The sequence below is a fragment of the Pelotomaculum sp. FP genome (assembly GCF_004369245.1).
GTDB classification, from domain to species: Bacteria; Bacillota; Desulfotomaculia; order Desulfotomaculales; family Pelotomaculaceae; genus Pelotomaculum_C; species Pelotomaculum_C schinkii.
Genome location: NZ_QFGB01000004.1, coordinates 80,658 through 97,493, shown reverse-complemented (window position 1 = coordinate 97,493; position 16,836 = coordinate 80,658). Strand labels below are relative to the sequence as shown.

The window sequence follows — 16,836 nt, the reverse complement described above, 5'->3', positions numbered from 1 at the left end:
CCTAGTCTTTGGTTATGTCGTCTTTAGTTTCCTTAAGCGCCTTGTTGGCAAGAGGGTCCTGTTCTTCCGGCCCTTTCCGGTGTCCAGGCGCTTCTTCCAGTTTTACATTTTTACGGGCAGCGGGACGCGGGCCAAAGAAGCTGGTGAATTCCCGTCCGAAACCTGAAATACGCTTCTTGGCATTTTCCCAACTACCGGAACTGATCAGCAGGAAGCCAACGCCACCCACTATAGTGATCCCAAGGATCCAGGCAAGCGCTCTCCCGGCGCCCCCGGCAGCGCCCGCCGGCCTCCCGCCGGCGCCAGGCGCCTGCGCCGCAGGATTACCGGTCGTACCGGCGGCAAGTCCCAACACATTGGGTACAGCCTCAGAAAACAAAGCTATACCCATGGCAGCCTCTTCCTTGGTGTTTGTATGTGTGCCGGCCTCGATGAGGAGGGCCGTTGGAGTCAGATCCTGATTGTAATCACCCTTACCGACAAAAATTTCTTTTACTACCTGGTTGTGCATGTTATTGGCCGCTGCCATCATACGCTTGGCAAAGTCCATATTGGCGTCCATACGGGGGTTTTCCCGCCCTACAACCAGGCGCAGCTTGGCAATTTGTTTGCCGTCCACCGTAGCCCGGTAATAAGAGGGGTCAGGAACTCCGTCTCGGTGGATGTCGAAAATTGCGGCAGGGTTGCTTTTCATTAAATTGGCGGCCGTCCTGCGGGAGCGGACATAAGCGTTGTTATCGTGCGGGTCATGGGGCGTCTCGTCGTAGTTTACAGTAACCCCCCTGCCTTGCAGCTTATCGACCAGGGCCTTGCCGACCTGGTAAATACCCCCTTTAAAGGGTATAGACTCTGTTCCGTCCGAAGGCACATAGGACTCGTCAGTATGTGAATGATAGATTGCGATTGCGCTATTCTTCTGTTCCGCCAGGTTGGTCGTGACAGGCGCTACCTGATTCCCATACAATTCGTTATAGGCGACAATCTGTGGATCCATCCCCAGAAACTGCGCCTCGGCCTGATCTCCTTCGACTCTGCCGATGCGGTAACTGCGGCCCTCGGCTGTATACAACTGGTCTCCTATAAAAACCGTGCGGGACATCATGCTGAGCATTTCGCCTTGCTCATCAACAATTGTCGTGAACCTATCGACCAGGTGGTCCGGCGTGCCCCGATCAAAAAGCTTCGGCATAGCCAGGGCGTGACGCAGGCTGAGGCTCCCTGTTGAATAAAAAGCTACAAGCAACAATAAAGCTAAAACCCCCAGAGTACCAAACAGGATTCTGAGTTTACTCCCGTTCATCAAGGTCAGCCACCTTTCTTTCGTCTTGCGCCAGTCTATCTTGTTCCACGTTCTTGTCGCCTTGCGTACCCGTCGCGTTTAGCTCCGGCTTTTTCAAACCTTTAACCAGTTCCGAAGGACGTCCCTTGGCGCTGGGTCCACCTGAAAGCCTTTCAAAAGATTCACCAATGATTTCAGCCAGCAGGATGGCCACAAAACCAGCCAGGACTATAGTATCAAAAGCCCCGGCGCCGCCTATGCTGACAGCATAGTTGGCAGGGGCATTCTGACTCAGTAGCCAGATGTAATGAAATACATCGACCAGCAGGACACCGATGGTAGCGGCAATAAAGGCCGCTCTCCTGGATCTGCCGAGCAGGTAGGCCACGATACCTCCGGCCAGGGGGTAAAGGTAGATGGCGTCGATTATAGCGTAGCGTCCCGCAGGTTCTATGGTTGTTCCGGCGTTAATCAGGGATCCGATGATATAGACAACGACAGCTGTTATGACCGCCCCCACCAGAGACCTGGTCCACTCCCTGCTGGTGCCGGCTCTTACCAGAAGGTAAATCGCCAACCCCACGGGTACCAATGCCCCCCCAACGTTTATTGAGGTCCTAAAAGGTAGAAAAGGGAGGGGGATGTTGATAAAGCTGCCCAAAATAATGGCTCCGATTACAACCAGGGCTCCCCGGTCGGAAAGCCTCATCCGGTCCAGGGCGCGTTGGGCCAGACCCAGATATATGAGCACCGAAACAGCGATTAAGATAATAATACCTATGGGAAAACCCTCCAAATGTATCAGCCTCCTTGTTCTGGAAATATCAAAGTTAGACTTCCCATTTGGCCAAAAAATATGCAAAAGCGGCTTCCGCCGCTTTTGCATATTGTTGTTACTTAGTTATAATTATTCACTTATTATTCCTTTTACTTCTTATCGAACAAGTCTCCCACCATGTCACCTATGGTAACCACATCTCCGGTATCCTCAGTTTTCTTATGGTTATAGTCACGGTATTCCCGCTCCTGTTTTTCCCTGGACACCTCTCTTATAGATAAACGAATTCTCTTCTCGGCAGGATCTACGCTAAGGACCTTGACGTTGACCTCTTCTCCTTCGGACACCACCTCGTCCGGCTTGGCCACATGTCTTTCCGCCAGGTGTGAGATATGGACCAGACCTTCCACACCGGGTTCCAACTGCACAAAGGCGCCAAAAGGAGCCAGGCGGACTACTTTTGCCGGAACAACGCTGCCCACCGGGTATTTTTGGTCAACTGTGTCCCAAGGATTGGGCAGGACTTGTTTTAAACCCAGGGATATTTTTTCATTATCCCGGTCTATTTTAAGTACCATAACCTCAATCTCATCACCCACCTTGACCACTTCAGATGGATGGTTGATGCGGTGCCAGGACATCTCAGATATGTGCAGCAGGCCGTCTACCCCGCCGATATCTACGAAAGCCCCGAACTGAGTCAGCCGCCGCACCACTCCTTTAACAACCTGACCTTCCTCAAGGTTGGTCAGCAGTTCCTGGCGCAGCTTGGCGAAATCCTCTTCCAGCACCGCCTTGCGGGACAGAATCACCTTTTTCCTGGCCCGGTTCATCTCGATCACACGCGAGGATATGACCTGTCCCAGGTATTTGGAGAGATCTTCCACATAACCGCGGTCGACCAGGGAAGCAGGTAGAAAAGCTCGCACCCCTATATCCACCAAAAGACCACCCTTTACTACTTCCCGCACCGTGCCCTCAACAGGCTGCCCTGATTCAAGGGCTTCCTCAAGTCCGGCCCAGGCTTTTTCGGCATCGGCTTTTTCTTTGGAAAGGATCAGCTTGCCTTCGTTGTCCTCTGCTTTCAACACGTATACTTCTATTTGATCCCCCACCTGGACGATATCCTGGATGGAGGTAACTTCACAGCAGGACAGTTCCCTTATTGGAATAACGCCTTCCGACTTAGCTCCAACATCCACCATCACCTCGTCCTGGCCAACGTGGACAACCGTACCAGTAACAATTTCACCGTGCCGAACAGCTTTGACTTCAACCGCGTCCTTCATACCTTCCTCAGAGCCGTTCAGTTCTTCAATCTCACTCATTCGCTTCTTAACCTCCTCTATTATCCAGTCAGGTGTAGACGCACCCGCTGTTAACCCTGCTGCCTTCACACCCCGGAACCACGCCGGATCAAGTTCACCCGCCTCCTCGATATGGTAAGTTGTCGTACCACAGGCACGGCAGAGGCTGGCCAGTTTTCTCGTGTTGGCGCTGTCAGCGCCTCCTACCACGATCATCACATCAACCTGACAGGCTAGCTCAAGGGCAGCTTTCTGGCGCTCAGATGTTGCGCTGCAGATGGTCTTACAGGCCTGGACAACCGACCCGGTTTTTTCCAGGGTCTCCACAACAGCGTTAAAGTTTTCCATGTGTTGGGTCGTCTGGGCCAACACCCCTATCTTTTTTCCCCGTGCCTTTACGAGACCTGCTTCCCAGGGATTTTCCACGACCTCCGCCTTGCCATTGGCCCAACCCATGATTCCCTGTACTTCCGGGTGGTTTTTATCACCCACAATCACCACCTGGTAGTCTTTGGTCATCAGGTCACGGGCAACGACTTGGGTCCTGCGGACAAAGGGACAGGTTGCGTCAACAATGTCCAACCCGAGCTCCTGGGCGGCGTTTAACAAGGCTGGACCTACCCCATGAGACCTAATGATAAGCGTGCCTTCTTGTATCTCCCCTAAATTATTAATTTCCCTAACTCCCAATTTTCCGAGGTAGGCAACTACCTGAGGGTTGTGAATTAGTGGCCCCAGGGAGAAGACCGGGCCAGGCCTGTTGCGGACGGTGTCCTTGGACATCTCAATGGCTCTTTTGACACCGTAGCAAAAACCGGCTTTTGAGGCTACCCTCACTTCCATAAAATCACCTTTTATCCATCGTGGAAATATTCGATAAGGTACGCGAATTTCCTTCCTATCGCCATATATTTTCAGAAAAATCCGTTTAGCTCCCGAGCAGCAGGGCAATCTCGTCCATAATCCGGTCGCTGATAATTTCAAGATCTTCCTTGGTTGCCTTTGTCATGGACTGAAAGCGGATAGGACTGCCCACATGGACCGCTATCTTGCTAAACACACCTCTGGTCCCACTTACGGCAACCGGCACGATCGGGGTTCCCGCCTTAAGAGCAATCATGGCGGCGCCAAGGTGCGGCTTTAACATATCCCCGGTATGGCTCCTGGTCCCCTCGGGGAAAAGTCCCACGACTTCGCCTGCTTGGAGCAGACGTAAGGCCGTCCTCACAGCATTCCGGTCGGTCACATCCCGGCGTACCGGAAAGGCTCCGGACGAACGTACGGCGTAGCCGACCAGGGGTATCTTAAAAAGCTCATACTTGGCCATAAAAAAAACCTGGCGTTTTTTAAAGGCACAAATAATCGCAACCGGGTCCCAGTAGCTGACATGGTTGGCCACCAGCACCACCCCGCCGGTGGCGGGAAGGTTCTCCGCCCCCCGGATTTCCCAGCGCCTCAGCACTAATAGGACAAGCCTGGCGCCGGCTTTAAGTAAACTGAAAATCATCGTTCCTTCCTTTCACCCGTTATCCTTGCCACAATCAGGTCAACTACTCCCTCTACCGTACAGGAAGTGCTGTCGATAATGACGGCGTCCGCAGCCGGCGCTAAAGGGTCCATTTCCCTTGAAGTGTCAATAAAATCCCGGTTGCAGATATCTTCTTCGATTTGACGCCGGTTAACTTTTATTCCCTTATCAGCCAGTTCCTTCCAGCGTCGCCTGGCCCTTTCCCCGGTGGCGGCAGTGAGGTAAATCTTGATCCGGGCGTCGGGCAATACCACCTTCCCGATATCCCGGCCCTCCATTACAACACCGCCCCCCGCGGCCATTTCTTTCTGCAATTCAATCATTTTCCGGCGTACAGCCGGGACTTTGGCCACCAATGAGACGCTGTTCGAAACAGCCGGTAATCGAATTTCTTCAGTTACGTCCTCTCCGTCCATCAACACGGTAAGATTTCCATCAGAGCCTGCCTTGAGACTTATTAATACATTCGACGCCAGCCTGCCGAGTTTTTCGTGGTCGTTTAAGTCTGCCCCGTCACGCAGCGCCTTTAACGTAACGGCGCGATACATGGCTCCCGTATCTATATACAAATAGCCAAGACTTTTAGCAACCAGCTTTGCAACTGTACTTTTGCCGGCCCCGGCCGGCCCGTCAATGGCTATGTTGGGTTTGCAATTCATGGAACCCCTCCAAGAAGCAGCTATTATTTATAAATAACAATGCAACTTTGATTATTCGACAGCATATAATTTTTCTCCTTTGTAAATCTTAAACAAAAAGCCTGAAAGGAATACCCTTCCAGGTTGTATTATTCTACCTGAATATTTATTAATACACGGGGGAAGTACTCACTCAATTTTTATATTGCCCTGGTGACCTTTTACCGCGAACTTTAACCGTTGTCCATAGTGGAGCAACCAACGTAGGTGCCCTTTCCGCCTATCAGGTAAGCCCCTTCATAGAACTGGTGCTCGAGACTATGAATTCCCAATTAGTTATTTACCTTTTATTGATAGGTCCAGGTTATTTAAAGCTCGCGCTTCCCTACGGAATGGGTTTTACCGGCTCTGCAGTTAGACCGGTGCGTGTAAGCTTACAGCTCACAGTGATTTCAGTCTGTACGTTGGGAAGCCATTCGTCGCGCCAGGTTTGATTGATCTCTTTCCAAAGCTTCGGGTTCGTTTCGTAAATTTTTCCCCCTAAACCCAGAAAATCACTGTGCAGTTCCCGGGACTTGTTTACAGCAGCCATGACCTCCTGATAGATCGCTTTTTCCTCCTCCTGTTCCAGCAGCCGCATATCGTCGGGCTTGTTGAGGTCGATATCCCCCTTCTGCACACTGGATACATACCCTTCCACCTCGATCTCGATGTTGAATATAAACCCATTCTCGGTAATGATTGGTGTGATTTTGCTTCTTTCTGAAGAAACCAACAATGAGGCCCATGGTTTCTCTGCGTTTGCAGGAACAGTGACGGTGCCCCCTGCAGCCCTCCCTTCCATCCAGACCACACCGCGGGATTCAGACAGCTCAAGGAAAGAGACCAGCCTGCCCAGCTTCAGGACTCCCATGCTGCTAATCTCAAAGGTCTGTTTTTCTACCCGAGTGCCGTCAGCTGCCCTGCTGACTTCTGGCGCCAGTTTAATAGCAGTTATGAACGGGTCAATGCCCGACCTCTCCACCTTGCTTAAGAATTGTCCGAAATTTACCGGGAGAATCACTGACACTTCCTGCCTGCGCTGGAATATTGATCTGAATGTTTGAGCCGGAAAACTTCCCGGTTCGGGCTCCCCTTTAAGCAAGATATCCTCCGCTCTTCCCTTGGCCACCAGGACCCAGACGGAGCGGCGCATCATGGGTTTTCTGGTAAAAAAATCCAGAGACGGCAGCATACTTTTACGGGCTTCGTCTTCCCCCATAATGATAACTGTAGTCGTCTTGAACATGGCGGAACGGGGGTTCTTCAGTTCAAACATGCGCACAGCGTCGCTGACATTGCGCGCCCGGACACTGTAGTTGGCATACGGCTTGACCGGCACGCCGCCGCCACCGCCCCCACCGCCGCCACCCTGCGATTTCCCGAGCATACGGGGAATAACAGTCTGAAAGGTGACGAGCACGCCGTCAGAATCAGCACTGTCAATACCCACTGCAGTGACATAGGCCAATTGTTCAATTTCAACACGGTCCCAGCAGCCGGAGCACATACCTGCGAGCAAAATAATGATTAAAAAGAGATAGATCCGCTTTGCCATACACCTTGACACAAGCTGTCTCTTCATTCTTTTGTCTCCCCAGTCTTAGGTACGCCTTTTTTCCTGAGCAGGGCCAGGATATAGAGAAGGATAAATACTGACATTTCAACGGATAGGGCAAAGATATTCCAGGTTGTCGAAAGGAACCCCCTGGCCTGGGCAACATCGGTAAATATTAGGGTAGCAAATGCCGCCAGAATTACTGCGCCGGGCCATACCAGCGGGCGGTGGTCACTTAAGTTGACCGACTGGGCAAAGGCGATCAGTGCGGTGTAAAAGAGAAGCGACACTTTCAGGCATACCGTCGTTACCCAAAAAGCCAGGAGAAATGCCTCTACCCGCTCAAAAAAACCGGCGACACTAATCATCTTGACCAGTTCAAAGGAGGGGAAAAGGATCCGGCTGTTCTCTATATCTCCAAACGTGGCGATCTGCAGCATCACCATTGTTAGTATCGGAACGTTTAATAGTAAAGTAATTTTTAAATTAAGGCCGGGCGCCTGTTCAGGGTGGCGCATGTACGGAATGAGAAAAAGGATGGCCAAGCCTTCACCGTAGAAAGACAGCATATTAACAGCGCCCCGCGTCAGTTCCAGCGGCGAGTGCTCCAGGAAGGGCTTGAGCAGCTCCCAATTCGCCACCGGGAACAAAAACAATGAACCGGTTAGCAGCGCTATCAGGAAAAGCGGATAGAGAATTTCACAGGCTCTGGCGAATACTTCCAAACCCAGGTAAACCCCATAGGCTATCGCAAACATATATAAAGCTATAAAGACGACCAGCGGGGTTCTTGGCATGACAGCGATAACCAGATGGTCGGCCAATTCACGGACTGCGGCAGCTGCCACAAAGAAAAAGAAAAGGCTCAGGATCATGCCCAGTACCCGCCCCCCCCATTTGCCCAGGAGATCCATGCCGTATTCGACCGGGTTCTTACCAGGGAAACGCAAGCCCAGGGAAATGATCGGGATACCGAAGAGTATCCCTAAAACAGTTACAATCAACACCACCACCCAGGCGTCCTGCCCGGCGTACTTGGTTAAAAAAGCCGGGACAAACTGGACCTCGGTGGCGAAGACCATGTTTGCAACCAAAAACATGACCTGGCGGGAGGAAAGCCTCCCTTTTTCCAAACTCATTCTTTCACCTCAATACTGTTTGCTATTCGGGATAAAATAACCTTGTGACAGGGCGAAAGACGAATTCGATGCCGTTGGTAGGGTTAGGAACCGGCAATTTCAGGGTTATGGCCACGGACAGGGCTATACCAATCAAGAGAAAACAGCAGAAGGCGATCAACTCGCCTCTCTTTTCCTGTTGCAATAATCCGGGAAGTTCCAAGAGGGTTATTACACTCCCTATCACAATGATTAATAGCAAATTAAAGTACACCATCAGCCCATCACCTCTTTAATTACACTGGCTTGCAGCCCCCGGATAAGTTAACAGCGTCACTTAACCCCGCTTCTTTTTATCCGGCATAACGCTCTGCGGATCGTCCCCTTCCCCGCTGGACTCTTGCGGCGCTTTGGGCATCTGGCCGGGCGCCTGCCGCCTGAGCTTGCGGGCGCGTAAGAGGCTCGGCCTGAAGTCCATCATCCACCGGGGGGCTTTGAAGAAGACATCTTTCCACTCTCCCGGCGCGCCGGGAGCAACCGGGTAAAGGTAGGGAATACCAAAGGACCTGAGCGACGCCAGGTGTAAGAGAAGCACCAGTATACCCCAGAAGATGCCCGGCAGGCCGAAGGCTCCCGCCAACAGGAGAAACGGGTAGCGGATGAACCTGATGGCAAACGAGGCTGAGTAATTGGGGATCATGAATGAGGCTACCGCTGCCACGGAAACGATAACCACCATGATCGGGCTGACGATCCCCGCTGCCACAGCTGCCTGACCCAATATGAGCGCCCCGACGATACCGACCGCCTGCCCCACCGAACGGGGCATCCTGGCCCCTGCCTCCCGGAGAAAATCAAAGGATATTTCCATCGCGAGAGCTTCCACTACCGCCGGGAAGGGGACTCCTTCCCGCCCGGCAGCCATGCTTAAAACCAGACCGGTCGGGATCATTTCCTGGTGATAAGTACTCAAGGCTACATAAACTGAAGGCAGAAATGTGGCAGCAATTAGCCCCAGCCACCGGAATGGGCGGATAAAGTCAAAACTCTCGTAATAGTCCTCCGGCGCCTGCAGAAACTCACTGAAAACAGCCGGGACAAGCAAGGCGAAGGGCGTGGTGTCAACTAGAATGGCAACGCGGCCTTCCATTAGCGCCGCCGCGACCCTGTCAGGGCGTTCGGTACGGTCGAGGAGTGAAAAAGGCGTCCAGGGGTTGTCCTTGATAAAATCCTCAAGATAACCGGATTCCAGAATCCCGTCGGTATCGATCCTTTTGAGACGGCTGATTACTTCATCCTTGAGGGCAGGGTCGGTGAGGCCGTGGATATAAGCTACGGAGATATCGGTTTTAGTCAGACGCCCCAATTGGAGGGTATCGAAACGAAGCAGAGGTGTCTTGAGCCGCCGTCTGACCAGGGCTGTACTGGTACGGAGGGTTTCGTTGAAAGCATCCCGGGGACCGCGTACAAAGGCCTCGGACTTTGCTTCTTCCACTGCCCTGGCCTTCCAGCCCTTGACTACTATAACAAGGACCTGGGATGTCCCGTCGATAAAGAGGGCCGCACAGCCCGTCAGCACGTAATCTAGCACTTCGTTGATCCTGATCGCTTCTTTGATGCTGCCAAAGGTGATCAGCCAGTCACGGATCATAGGGTAGGCACTATCTGGCAGAAGAGGAGCCTGATCATCGCTCAGCGAACGATAGAGAAAAGGTTTTAGGATGTCCTCGTTAATCGAGTTCCTGTCGCTCAACCCGTCGATGTAGACCAAGGCTACTCTGATCTCCTTGCGTACACCAAAGTTAAACTCCCGTACCAACAGGTCGCTGGCGTTGCCAAACAGGTTTTTGAACACAGACACATTCTCATCAAGATTTGAACTGAAAGAATTGTTCAGTTCCTCAGAACCGGGTTGGAGAGCCGCCAGTTTCGCATCTATTTGCTGCCGTTTCCGTTCTTCCAGTGTTTGCGGTCTGCGTGGTTTGCGGAACATAACCATGCTCCTTCTGCACCATATTGGTGTAACTGTCTATTGCCGCCGCTTGTTGCATTTATTTCCACAGCTATGATATTCTCTGCAAGAAAGGTCCAGTTTATGCTAAAACCTTCCATTGAAATAAAAGTCAAGGAATAATGTGAATCTCTTAAAACATAATCTCTAACCATGACACCATGGCTAAAGCTCTTTGGAACCACCTGCATATAGGTGGTTTTCTATATAGACGAGAACACTAAAAGCCGCGAAATAAGCGGCTTTTAGTGTTTCTCGTTTTTTATATTTTCTATCCGCATGTCTTGATCACATGAAAGGATATTTTTTCTTCGTTGACTCATTCTAAAACATCAAATTGCCGGGTGTTTAAAGTACTTGACAGCAAGCCCTCCGTTTGGCTTTTATTTAACTTAATGATAGCATTCACAACTGTCATATATGATATTAATACATTATTTTCATCATACATTTCAATACCCCAAACATGGGATGTCTTTCCCTTATGCATGAGTTTTCCTTTGGCTATGATATAACCTTCTATCTTTTTCGATTTCATATGATTGGCAGTAATGGTCTGGCCGATTGCTGCTTGATCTTTGTCTATTATTTGATTTGATGCATAGCCTGCCACAGTCTCTCCTAATGAAATAAGTGCACCCCCGTGCAAAATCCCGAAGGCCTGACTATGAAAGTTGGTTAAATTCATTTTAGCCTCAAGTTTATCAGTACCCGCACAAATATATTCGATATTTAAACCATCAATCAGGTTCATCCTATCCACCAACCATTCTGATGTGATCAATCGTATAATCATTTAAAGAACTTTCTTCAATTTCCACCCCTAAACCACAGCCTGTTGGTACTTGAATCATGCCATTTTCAACTATAATTTCAGGTTTAATGATATCTTTTTGAAAGTAACGCCGGGACGGTGCTAAATCTCCGGGAATATAAGTATCTTTTAAGCTTGCCAAATGAACGTGTAATATTTTAGAAATACCGCTCTCAACCATACTCCCTATCCAATAGAGAATATTATTCTCCCTGCAAATTTCAATCATTTGCTTGGCATAATACATTCCACCGATACGGCCTATTTTTAAATTCACGACTTTGCAGGCTTGTAACTGAATGGCTTTCTTTAAATCATCCACTGTTTGAATGCTTTCATCCAGGCATATGGGGACTTTTATCTCTTTCTGTAGTTTTTGATAGGCTAATAAATCCATTGAGGCCAGTGGTTCTTCGATACAAAGCAAGTCCAGTTGATCTAATTTTTTTAATTCATGCATTTGCTGCAATTCATAGCTCCTGTTGGCATCTGCCAGCAGTTTAAGATCAGGGTATTTTTCTTTAATTAACTTTAATTTGAAAAATCCATCTTCCGGTTTGATTTTAATTTTAAAGCGGATATACCCTTCTTTCTGAAAATAATCTATTTGTTGCATGAGGCTTGAAATATCCAAATCTCCCAGGACAATGCCTGCAGCGATCCTATCATGGGTTGCTTCAGCAAAAACAACATCCATAATAGGCTGCTGTTGACGCCTGGCGAACAGATCCAACAGCGCGTTTTCCAAACCGGCAATTGCCATTGGATAGGTTAAGTCAATCCATTTATGGAGTTCAAATGGATGCTTTATTTCTCGATTAACAACCCAAGGGATATAACTATTGATTAGTACGCTTTTCGAATCCATGAGCAATTCACTGCTATAAAACGGTTCATTAAAGGCAACAACTTCCCCATATCCTGTATTCCCCAGCTCATCTACCGCTCTGATGACAATTGTCTCCCGGTGGTTTAAGCTGGTTTGAGAAGTTTTAAATGTAAAATTCAAAGGCATTTTAATTTGAAAAAGTTCTATACTTTTAATCCACATAGTATCTCGTTAATAAATCCTTTTTTAATATTTTGCCTGATGGATTTTTAGGTAGTTCGTCCAAATAAACTATTTTTTGCGGAAGTTTATATTTAGCTATTTTCTTTACAAGATATTTGTATATTGCATCTTCATTCAATGAGGATACAACGAATAATACAGGAACTTGTCCCCATTTTTTGTCCTCCATACCGATAACTGCGCATTCGAATATCCCAGAATGCGCATACAAAATATTTTCAATTTCTTGAGGGTAAATATTTTCGCCGCCAGAAATAATTATATTTTCACGGCGGTCAAGGATATATAAAAAACCGTCCTCATCTAAATACCCGATATCTTCCGTATTGAAAAAACCGGAGATGGTTTCCATTCCAAGATATCCATCCATTAGCATCGGACTTTTAATTAAGACTTCACCAGCTCCATCTTCATCAGGATTTTTAATAGAAATCCTTACTTCCTCAAGCGGTACGCCGACCGAATCAATTTTTTCAGGGTAGTTAAATACACAGAAAGTTACAGACTGACTTGTGGTCTCCGTCATCCCATAGGTTTTATAGATGGGAATATTTTTGCGTAGACACTTTTCAACCAGTGGTTCAGGAATAAATTCACCGCCTACCAGGACTACACGCAAATTATGTCTTTCTATTCGATCAATGATTCTATTTAACATGGTCGGGACAATCGACAGCATATTGATTGCAGCGTCCCCAATCAATTTTAGTACTTGTTCTTCATTAAATTTATCAACAATAGTAACCGCTGTCCCATTGTACAAACTTCGCAGTAAGATGGTTAAACCGCTAATATGATACATGGGTAATACCATAAGCCAATTATCTTCTTCATTTATTCCCACACTCTTCTGCGACGCTTCGACATGGGCATAAAACTGCTTCCAACGCAAAGGTACTGATTTAAATTTACCGGTTGTAGCACTTGTATTCATTATGACAGCTATTTGTTCCGGATTAAATTCTCCGGCTAATTTTATATCTTCTTTTTGATCACTTTGATAAACTTCCTGAAAAGATATAAATTTTTTATTTTGAGAAAAGACAACTTTTATGTTTAAAGTCTTTAATTGCTCCGTTATCTCCTCATCTGTTAAACGCGTATTAAGCATCAATACTTCAATTTGCATAACTTGCAATGCCAGAAAAAATAAAGCCACGTCCACGGAGTTATTGGAGTAAAGAGCAACTCTTCTCTGATTTTTTACATAAAGATATAGTCTTTTCGCCAAATCTGTTACACGCTCATATACTTCTTTAAAGGTTAGACTATTAAAGAATTTTTTATCTGGTTTTTCAATGGATTGTTTTTCAAGCCAGTTCATTTTACCACCCGGATTTACGGAAATTTAGGAAACTGTTGAAAATCAGGATTGCGTTTTTCTTTAAAAGCATCCCGTCCTTCTTTGGCTTCCTCTGTTGTGTAAAATAACAAAGTCGCATCTCCGCCCAGCTGCTGCAAACCGGCTAAACCGTCCGTATCGGCATTAAAGGATGCTTTAAGGAAACGCAGGGCGGTAGGTGAATGCTTTAAAATTTCTTTCGCCCATTTTACCGTCTCTTCTTCCAATTGGCTAAAGGGAACAACCGTGTTGACCAATCCCATTTCAAGAGCTTCCCTGGCGGTATATTGACGGCAAAGATACCAAATCTCGCGTGCTTTTTTATGACCGATGATGCGCGCTAAATAACCAGCGCCATATCCTGCATCAAAAGAACCCACCTTAGGTCCTGTCTGGCCGAATTTAGCATTTTCAGATGCTATGGTTAAATCACAAACGATATGCAGTACATGTCCCCCGCCAATGGCATATCCATTGACCATGGCAATAACAGGTTTTGGTGTAATGCGTATTAAATGCTGCAGATCCAAAACATTTAACCGGGGAATCTGGTCATCTCCCACATAACCCCCATGGCCGCGTACCCGCTGGTCGCCACCGGAGCAAAAGGCTTCTTTATCCTGACCTTGTCCATGGTTGGCGCCTGTTAAAATGATGACCCCTATTTTGTCATCTTCACGGGCTATGGTAAAAGCATCAATAAGTTCCATCACGGTTTTGGGGCGGAAGGCATTGCGGACTTCCGGACGATTAATTGTGATTTTGGCAATTCCGCTATATGTTTCGTAAATAACATCCTTATACTTTCGGTTCAATTTTTCCCAAGGAAACTTATTCATTAGCAAGAACCCCCTGTAAAATTTGTTTATAAGAATTGTTTTATAACTGCAATAAAAGCATGAGGATTTTCAATATGCGTATTGTGCCCTACGCCCTTGATTATTTCATGCTTTATATTTGAATTTAATTTTTTAAACTCAAGACCTACATGCTCGTATTTTAAGTCGTATTCCCCGTTGATGTATAGAACAGGCATTGACAGCTTACAGATTTGATTTTTTAAACATGGGAATTTCCCTTGTCCACTGCCCAGCAAATTATTTGACAGGGCATGAGGGATATTCAATAAACGTCTTTCACTTATTTGATCGATAATAGCTTTGGGTAACAGGGTCTGTGTGGTAAATATGTCCAATCCGGACCAGTAACGGTTAAACCATTCTATTCCATTTCGCCGGATATTTTTTGCCAGATTCAAATCATTTCTGCGTCGTTTTAACCGCTTGATTAACCCACATTCCCCATAAGATGCACTTTCCAAAATAAGTTTGTCTATCTCTTGAGGATAAGTCAGGGCATAGGCCAAGGCAATTCGTCCACCCATAGAATAGCCCAACAGCGAGTATTTTCTGATGCCTAATTTGTAAAAGAGCTTATTTAAATCCCTGATTATTACTTTCCAGTAATAAGCTTGCCTGGAATAAGGTTTTTTACTTTCTCCATGTCCGATCAAATCTATCAAAATCATTTGATGGTCCGCTAATTGTATCGATTCCCAGGTGCTTAAGTTTTCCGAAAAACCATGCAAACAGATTATTGGCTTTCCTGTACCTCTTATTTCAAGGTGATATCTTATTTTATTAATTGTAATGAACATACTCCAATACTCCTTAAACCCGTTCACCACTCCTGTAACATTGTATATTTATCATGTAATGCTTTACTTAAATCTAAATCAATTTTTACCTCGATTAGCTTAATTCCTTTTAAAGTTAGTGCTTCCTTTAAGTCATGTTCAAACTCATCATAACTCTGTGGTTTAAAATAGGTTACACCGTATAAGGTTTTTAGCCCAGCAAAATTCATTTCATGAGGAGTTAGGAATAAATAATCAAAATGCTTCTCGTTACTTTGCGGCAAATATTTAAAAATTCCTCCGCCATCATTATTCAACAAAACAATCACTAAATTCAATTTATGTGTTATGCCAATTAATAATCCATTCAAATCATGGTAGAACGATAAATCACCTGTTAACAGAACCGTTGGTTTATTAGATATAGATATACCCAAGGCAGTTGAAACAACGCCATCGATTCCATTTGCTCCTCTGTTGCCTAATATTTTAATATTTTGATCGCAAGCTTCAAAGAAGTAATCTACGTCACGAATTGCCATGCTATTGGCAACAACTAACCTGCTTTCCTCCGGCAGTATAGCCTGCAGCATTTGAATCAATTTACCTTCGAAGATGCCGCTTTCATCTCTGGCATATCTTATCTGTTTACGCATTTGTTTTTGATAGTTTTGCCACTTGGATAAATATTCCGTGTTTCTATTTTTAATTTGAATCGACCTGGCAAACAATCCTGGCGATGAGATAATGAATTTATCCGTAGAAAGAGATGGATTTCGATATTGAAATGTTTGATCCACTTGACAATATAATACATCCTGGTGCATAGACAAAAATCGGTGCAAACGCTTGGATACCGGAGCTTGCCCGAAATGAATGATGAATTCAGGCTTTAGTTCTTTATTAATTAAATAACTTTTTAAAAAGGCATCATAACTATCAATGATAATAGCATTTGAATAATTTCGAAAATTTGAAATAGGATCAGCCAATACCGGCGCTTTTAACCGTTCTCCTAATTCCAACACATCATTGTGATAATCTGCGTAAGCGTCTCCGCCACAAATGATGATCCCGTTCTTATTTTGGAAAACCAAATCATTAAAAGAAATAGTCCCTTCTTTTTGTATCAATTCAAACTTATCTTTTGTCTGGCCTGCGGTAAAATCCAGCTTACTTAAATCCGGGATTAAAGGTTCACGCAGCGGTACATTGATATGAGCCACGCCATATTCTTTTGACATAGCACTAGCATATGCCTTTCGCATCACCACACGGACATACCGGTACATGCTTTCTGTTTCTTCAGGCAGAGCTAATTCTTCATAGCATTTTGTATAATCGTTAAAGATCTTATTCTGATCAATTACCTGAGGCGCACCGACATGGCGTAATTCATGAGGCCGATCAGCAGTTAAAACAATTAAAGGGACTCTTGAATACTTTGCTTCAACAATAGCAGGCAAATAATGCGCTACAGCAGAACCTGAAGTACAAACTAACACAACAGGTCTTTCATGTTCTTTAGCAATACCCAGTGCGAAAAAACCCGCGGAACGTTCATCGATATTTAAAAATATTTTAAATTGGTGCTCACAAAACAATATGGATAATGGAGTCGATCGTGAACCAGGACTAATTACAACTTCACGCACACCCAATTTATATAATTCATCTACCAACGCCGCAATATAGTTCGTCATTTCTATCCCCATT

15 protein-coding genes are annotated in these 16,836 nt (G+C 46.4%); all 15 read right to left on the bottom strand.

Annotated features, from left to right (window positions below; genetic code table 11):
* Window position 1: 1 nt before the first annotated feature.
* The 15 genes from spoIIP to menD all read right to left on the bottom strand — a co-directional run bounded on the left by spoIIP (window position 2) and on the right by menD (window position 16,823).
* Entirely contained in the window at window positions 2-1,300 is a 1,299-nt protein-coding gene (gene spoIIP / locus Psfp_RS02950) for a stage II sporulation protein P (RefSeq protein ID WP_134217062.1), read from the bottom strand.
* On the bottom strand, window positions 1,287-2,075 hold the full coding sequence (locus tag Psfp_RS02945) for a DUF1614 domain-containing protein (protein WP_134217061.1): 789 nt from the start codon (window positions 2,073-2,075) through the stop codon (window positions 1,287-1,289). Before Psfp_RS02945 ends, spoIIP begins: the two co-directional genes overlap by 14 nt.
* Window positions 2,076-2,206: 131 nt before the next feature.
* Entirely contained in the window at window positions 2,207-4,207 is a 2,001-nt protein-coding gene (locus tag Psfp_RS02940) for a bifunctional 4-hydroxy-3-methylbut-2-enyl diphosphate reductase/30S ribosomal protein S1 (RefSeq protein WP_134217060.1), read from the bottom strand.
* Window positions 4,208-4,292: 85 nt separating this feature from the next.
* Window positions 4,293-4,871: a lysophospholipid acyltransferase family protein gene (locus Psfp_RS02935; RefSeq protein WP_134217059.1), complete on the bottom strand. Its 579-nt coding sequence runs from the start codon at window positions 4,869-4,871 to the stop codon at window positions 4,293-4,295.
* Window positions 4,868-5,551 (bottom strand): (d)CMP kinase, encoded by a 684-nt coding sequence (gene cmk / locus Psfp_RS02930; protein WP_134217058.1) that lies wholly within the window; start codon window positions 5,549-5,551, stop codon window positions 4,868-4,870. The genes Psfp_RS02935 and cmk overlap by 4 nt, the downstream gene beginning before the upstream one ends.
* A 364-nt stretch (window positions 5,552-5,915) precedes the next feature.
* Window positions 5,916-7,154 (bottom strand): Ger(x)C family spore germination protein, encoded by a 1,239-nt coding sequence (locus Psfp_RS02925; RefSeq protein ID WP_134217057.1) that lies wholly within the window; start codon window positions 7,152-7,154, stop codon window positions 5,916-5,918.
* Window positions 7,151-8,266 carry an endospore germination permease gene (locus tag Psfp_RS02920; protein ID WP_134217056.1) on the bottom strand — a complete coding sequence of 372 codons (1,116 nt, stop codon included), beginning with the start codon at window positions 8,264-8,266 and terminating at the stop codon, window positions 7,151-7,153. The genes Psfp_RS02925 and Psfp_RS02920 overlap by 4 nt, the downstream gene beginning before the upstream one ends.
* Window positions 8,267-8,288: 22 nt before the next feature.
* Window positions 8,289-8,522: a hypothetical protein gene (locus tag Psfp_RS02915; protein WP_134217055.1), complete on the bottom strand. Its 234-nt coding sequence runs from the start codon at window positions 8,520-8,522 to the stop codon at window positions 8,289-8,291.
* A gap of 60 nt (window positions 8,523-8,582) precedes the next feature.
* The gene (locus Psfp_RS02910; RefSeq protein ID WP_205079453.1) at window positions 8,583-10,238 is read right to left on the bottom strand and encodes a spore germination protein; all 1,656 of its coding nucleotides are present in this window, start codon (window positions 10,236-10,238) and stop codon (window positions 8,583-8,585) included.
* Window positions 10,239-10,575: 337 nt separating this feature from the next.
* Window positions 10,576-11,010, bottom strand: a complete 435-nt coding sequence (locus tag Psfp_RS02905; protein WP_192895241.1) for a PaaI family thioesterase — start codon at window positions 11,008-11,010, stop codon at window positions 10,576-10,578.
* A 1-nt stretch (window position 11,011) separates the two neighbouring features.
* Window positions 11,012-12,121 carry an o-succinylbenzoate synthase gene (gene menC, locus Psfp_RS02900; RefSeq protein ID WP_134217053.1) on the bottom strand — a complete coding sequence of 370 codons (1,110 nt, stop codon included), beginning with the start codon at window positions 12,119-12,121 and terminating at the stop codon, window positions 11,012-11,014.
* Complete coding sequence (gene menE, locus Psfp_RS02895; protein WP_134217052.1) at window positions 12,111-13,466, bottom strand: o-succinylbenzoate--CoA ligase; 1,356 nt, start codon at window positions 13,464-13,466, stop codon at window positions 12,111-12,113. The genes menC and menE overlap by 11 nt, the downstream gene beginning before the upstream one ends.
* A 14-nt stretch (window positions 13,467-13,480) precedes the next feature.
* The gene (gene menB, locus Psfp_RS02890; protein WP_134217051.1) at window positions 13,481-14,323 is read right to left on the bottom strand and encodes a 1,4-dihydroxy-2-naphthoyl-CoA synthase; all 843 of its coding nucleotides are present in this window, start codon (window positions 14,321-14,323) and stop codon (window positions 13,481-13,483) included.
* Window positions 14,324-14,349: 26 nt separating this feature from the next.
* A complete protein-coding gene (menH, locus tag Psfp_RS02885; protein WP_134217050.1) occupies window positions 14,350-15,141 on the bottom strand; it encodes a 2-succinyl-6-hydroxy-2,4-cyclohexadiene-1-carboxylate synthase in 792 nt (263 codons plus the stop codon).
* Between the two features lie 23 nt (window positions 15,142-15,164).
* A complete protein-coding gene (gene menD, locus Psfp_RS02880; protein WP_134217049.1) occupies window positions 15,165-16,823 on the bottom strand; it encodes a 2-succinyl-5-enolpyruvyl-6-hydroxy-3-cyclohexene-1-carboxylic-acid synthase in 1,659 nt (552 codons plus the stop codon).
* Between the last annotated feature and the right edge of the window lie 13 nt (window positions 16,824-16,836).

What these genes read in the sequence shown, in the direction of transcription:
- spoIIP (WP_134217062.1), bottom strand. Translation starts at nt 1,300, where the DNA reads ATGAACGGGAGTAAACTCAGAATCCTGTTTGGTACTCTGGGGGTTTTA.
- Psfp_RS02940 (WP_134217060.1), bottom strand. Translation starts at nt 4,207, where the DNA reads ATGGAAGTGAGGGTAGCCTCAAAAGCCGGTTTTTGCTACGGTGTCAAA.
- Psfp_RS02935 (WP_134217059.1), bottom strand. Translation starts at nt 4,871, where the DNA reads ATGATTTTCAGTTTACTTAAAGCCGGCGCCAGGCTTGTCCTATTAGTG.
- cmk (WP_134217058.1), bottom strand. Translation starts at nt 5,551, where the DNA reads ATGAATTGCAAACCCAACATAGCCATTGACGGGCCGGCCGGGGCCGGC.
- Psfp_RS02925 (WP_134217057.1), bottom strand. Translation starts at nt 7,154, where the DNA reads ATGAAGAGACAGCTTGTGTCAAGGTGTATGGCAAAGCGGATCTATCTC.
- Psfp_RS02920 (WP_134217056.1), bottom strand. Translation starts at nt 8,266, where the DNA reads ATGAGTTTGGAAAAAGGGAGGCTTTCCTCCCGCCAGGTCATGTTTTTG.
- Psfp_RS02915 (WP_134217055.1), bottom strand. Translation starts at nt 8,522, where the DNA reads ATGGTGTACTTTAATTTGCTATTAATCATTGTGATAGGGAGTGTAATA.
- Psfp_RS02910 (WP_205079453.1), bottom strand. Translation starts at nt 10,238, where the DNA reads ATGTTCCGCAAACCACGCAGACCGCAAACACTGGAAGAACGGAAACGG.
- Psfp_RS02905 (WP_192895241.1), bottom strand. Translation starts at nt 11,010, where the DNA reads ATGAACCTGATTGATGGTTTAAATATCGAATATATTTGTGCGGGTACT.
- menC (WP_134217053.1), bottom strand. Translation starts at nt 12,121, where the DNA reads ATGTGGATTAAAAGTATAGAACTTTTTCAAATTAAAATGCCTTTGAAT.
- menE (WP_134217052.1), bottom strand. Translation starts at nt 13,466, where the DNA reads ATGAACTGGCTTGAAAAACAATCCATTGAAAAACCAGATAAAAAATTC.
- menB (WP_134217051.1), bottom strand. Translation starts at nt 14,323, where the DNA reads ATGAATAAGTTTCCTTGGGAAAAATTGAACCGAAAGTATAAGGATGTT.
- menH (WP_134217050.1), bottom strand. Translation starts at nt 15,141, where the DNA reads ATGTTCATTACAATTAATAAAATAAGATATCACCTTGAAATAAGAGGT.
- menD (WP_134217049.1), bottom strand. Translation starts at nt 16,823, where the DNA reads ATGACGAACTATATTGCGGCGTTGGTAGATGAATTATATAAATTGGGT.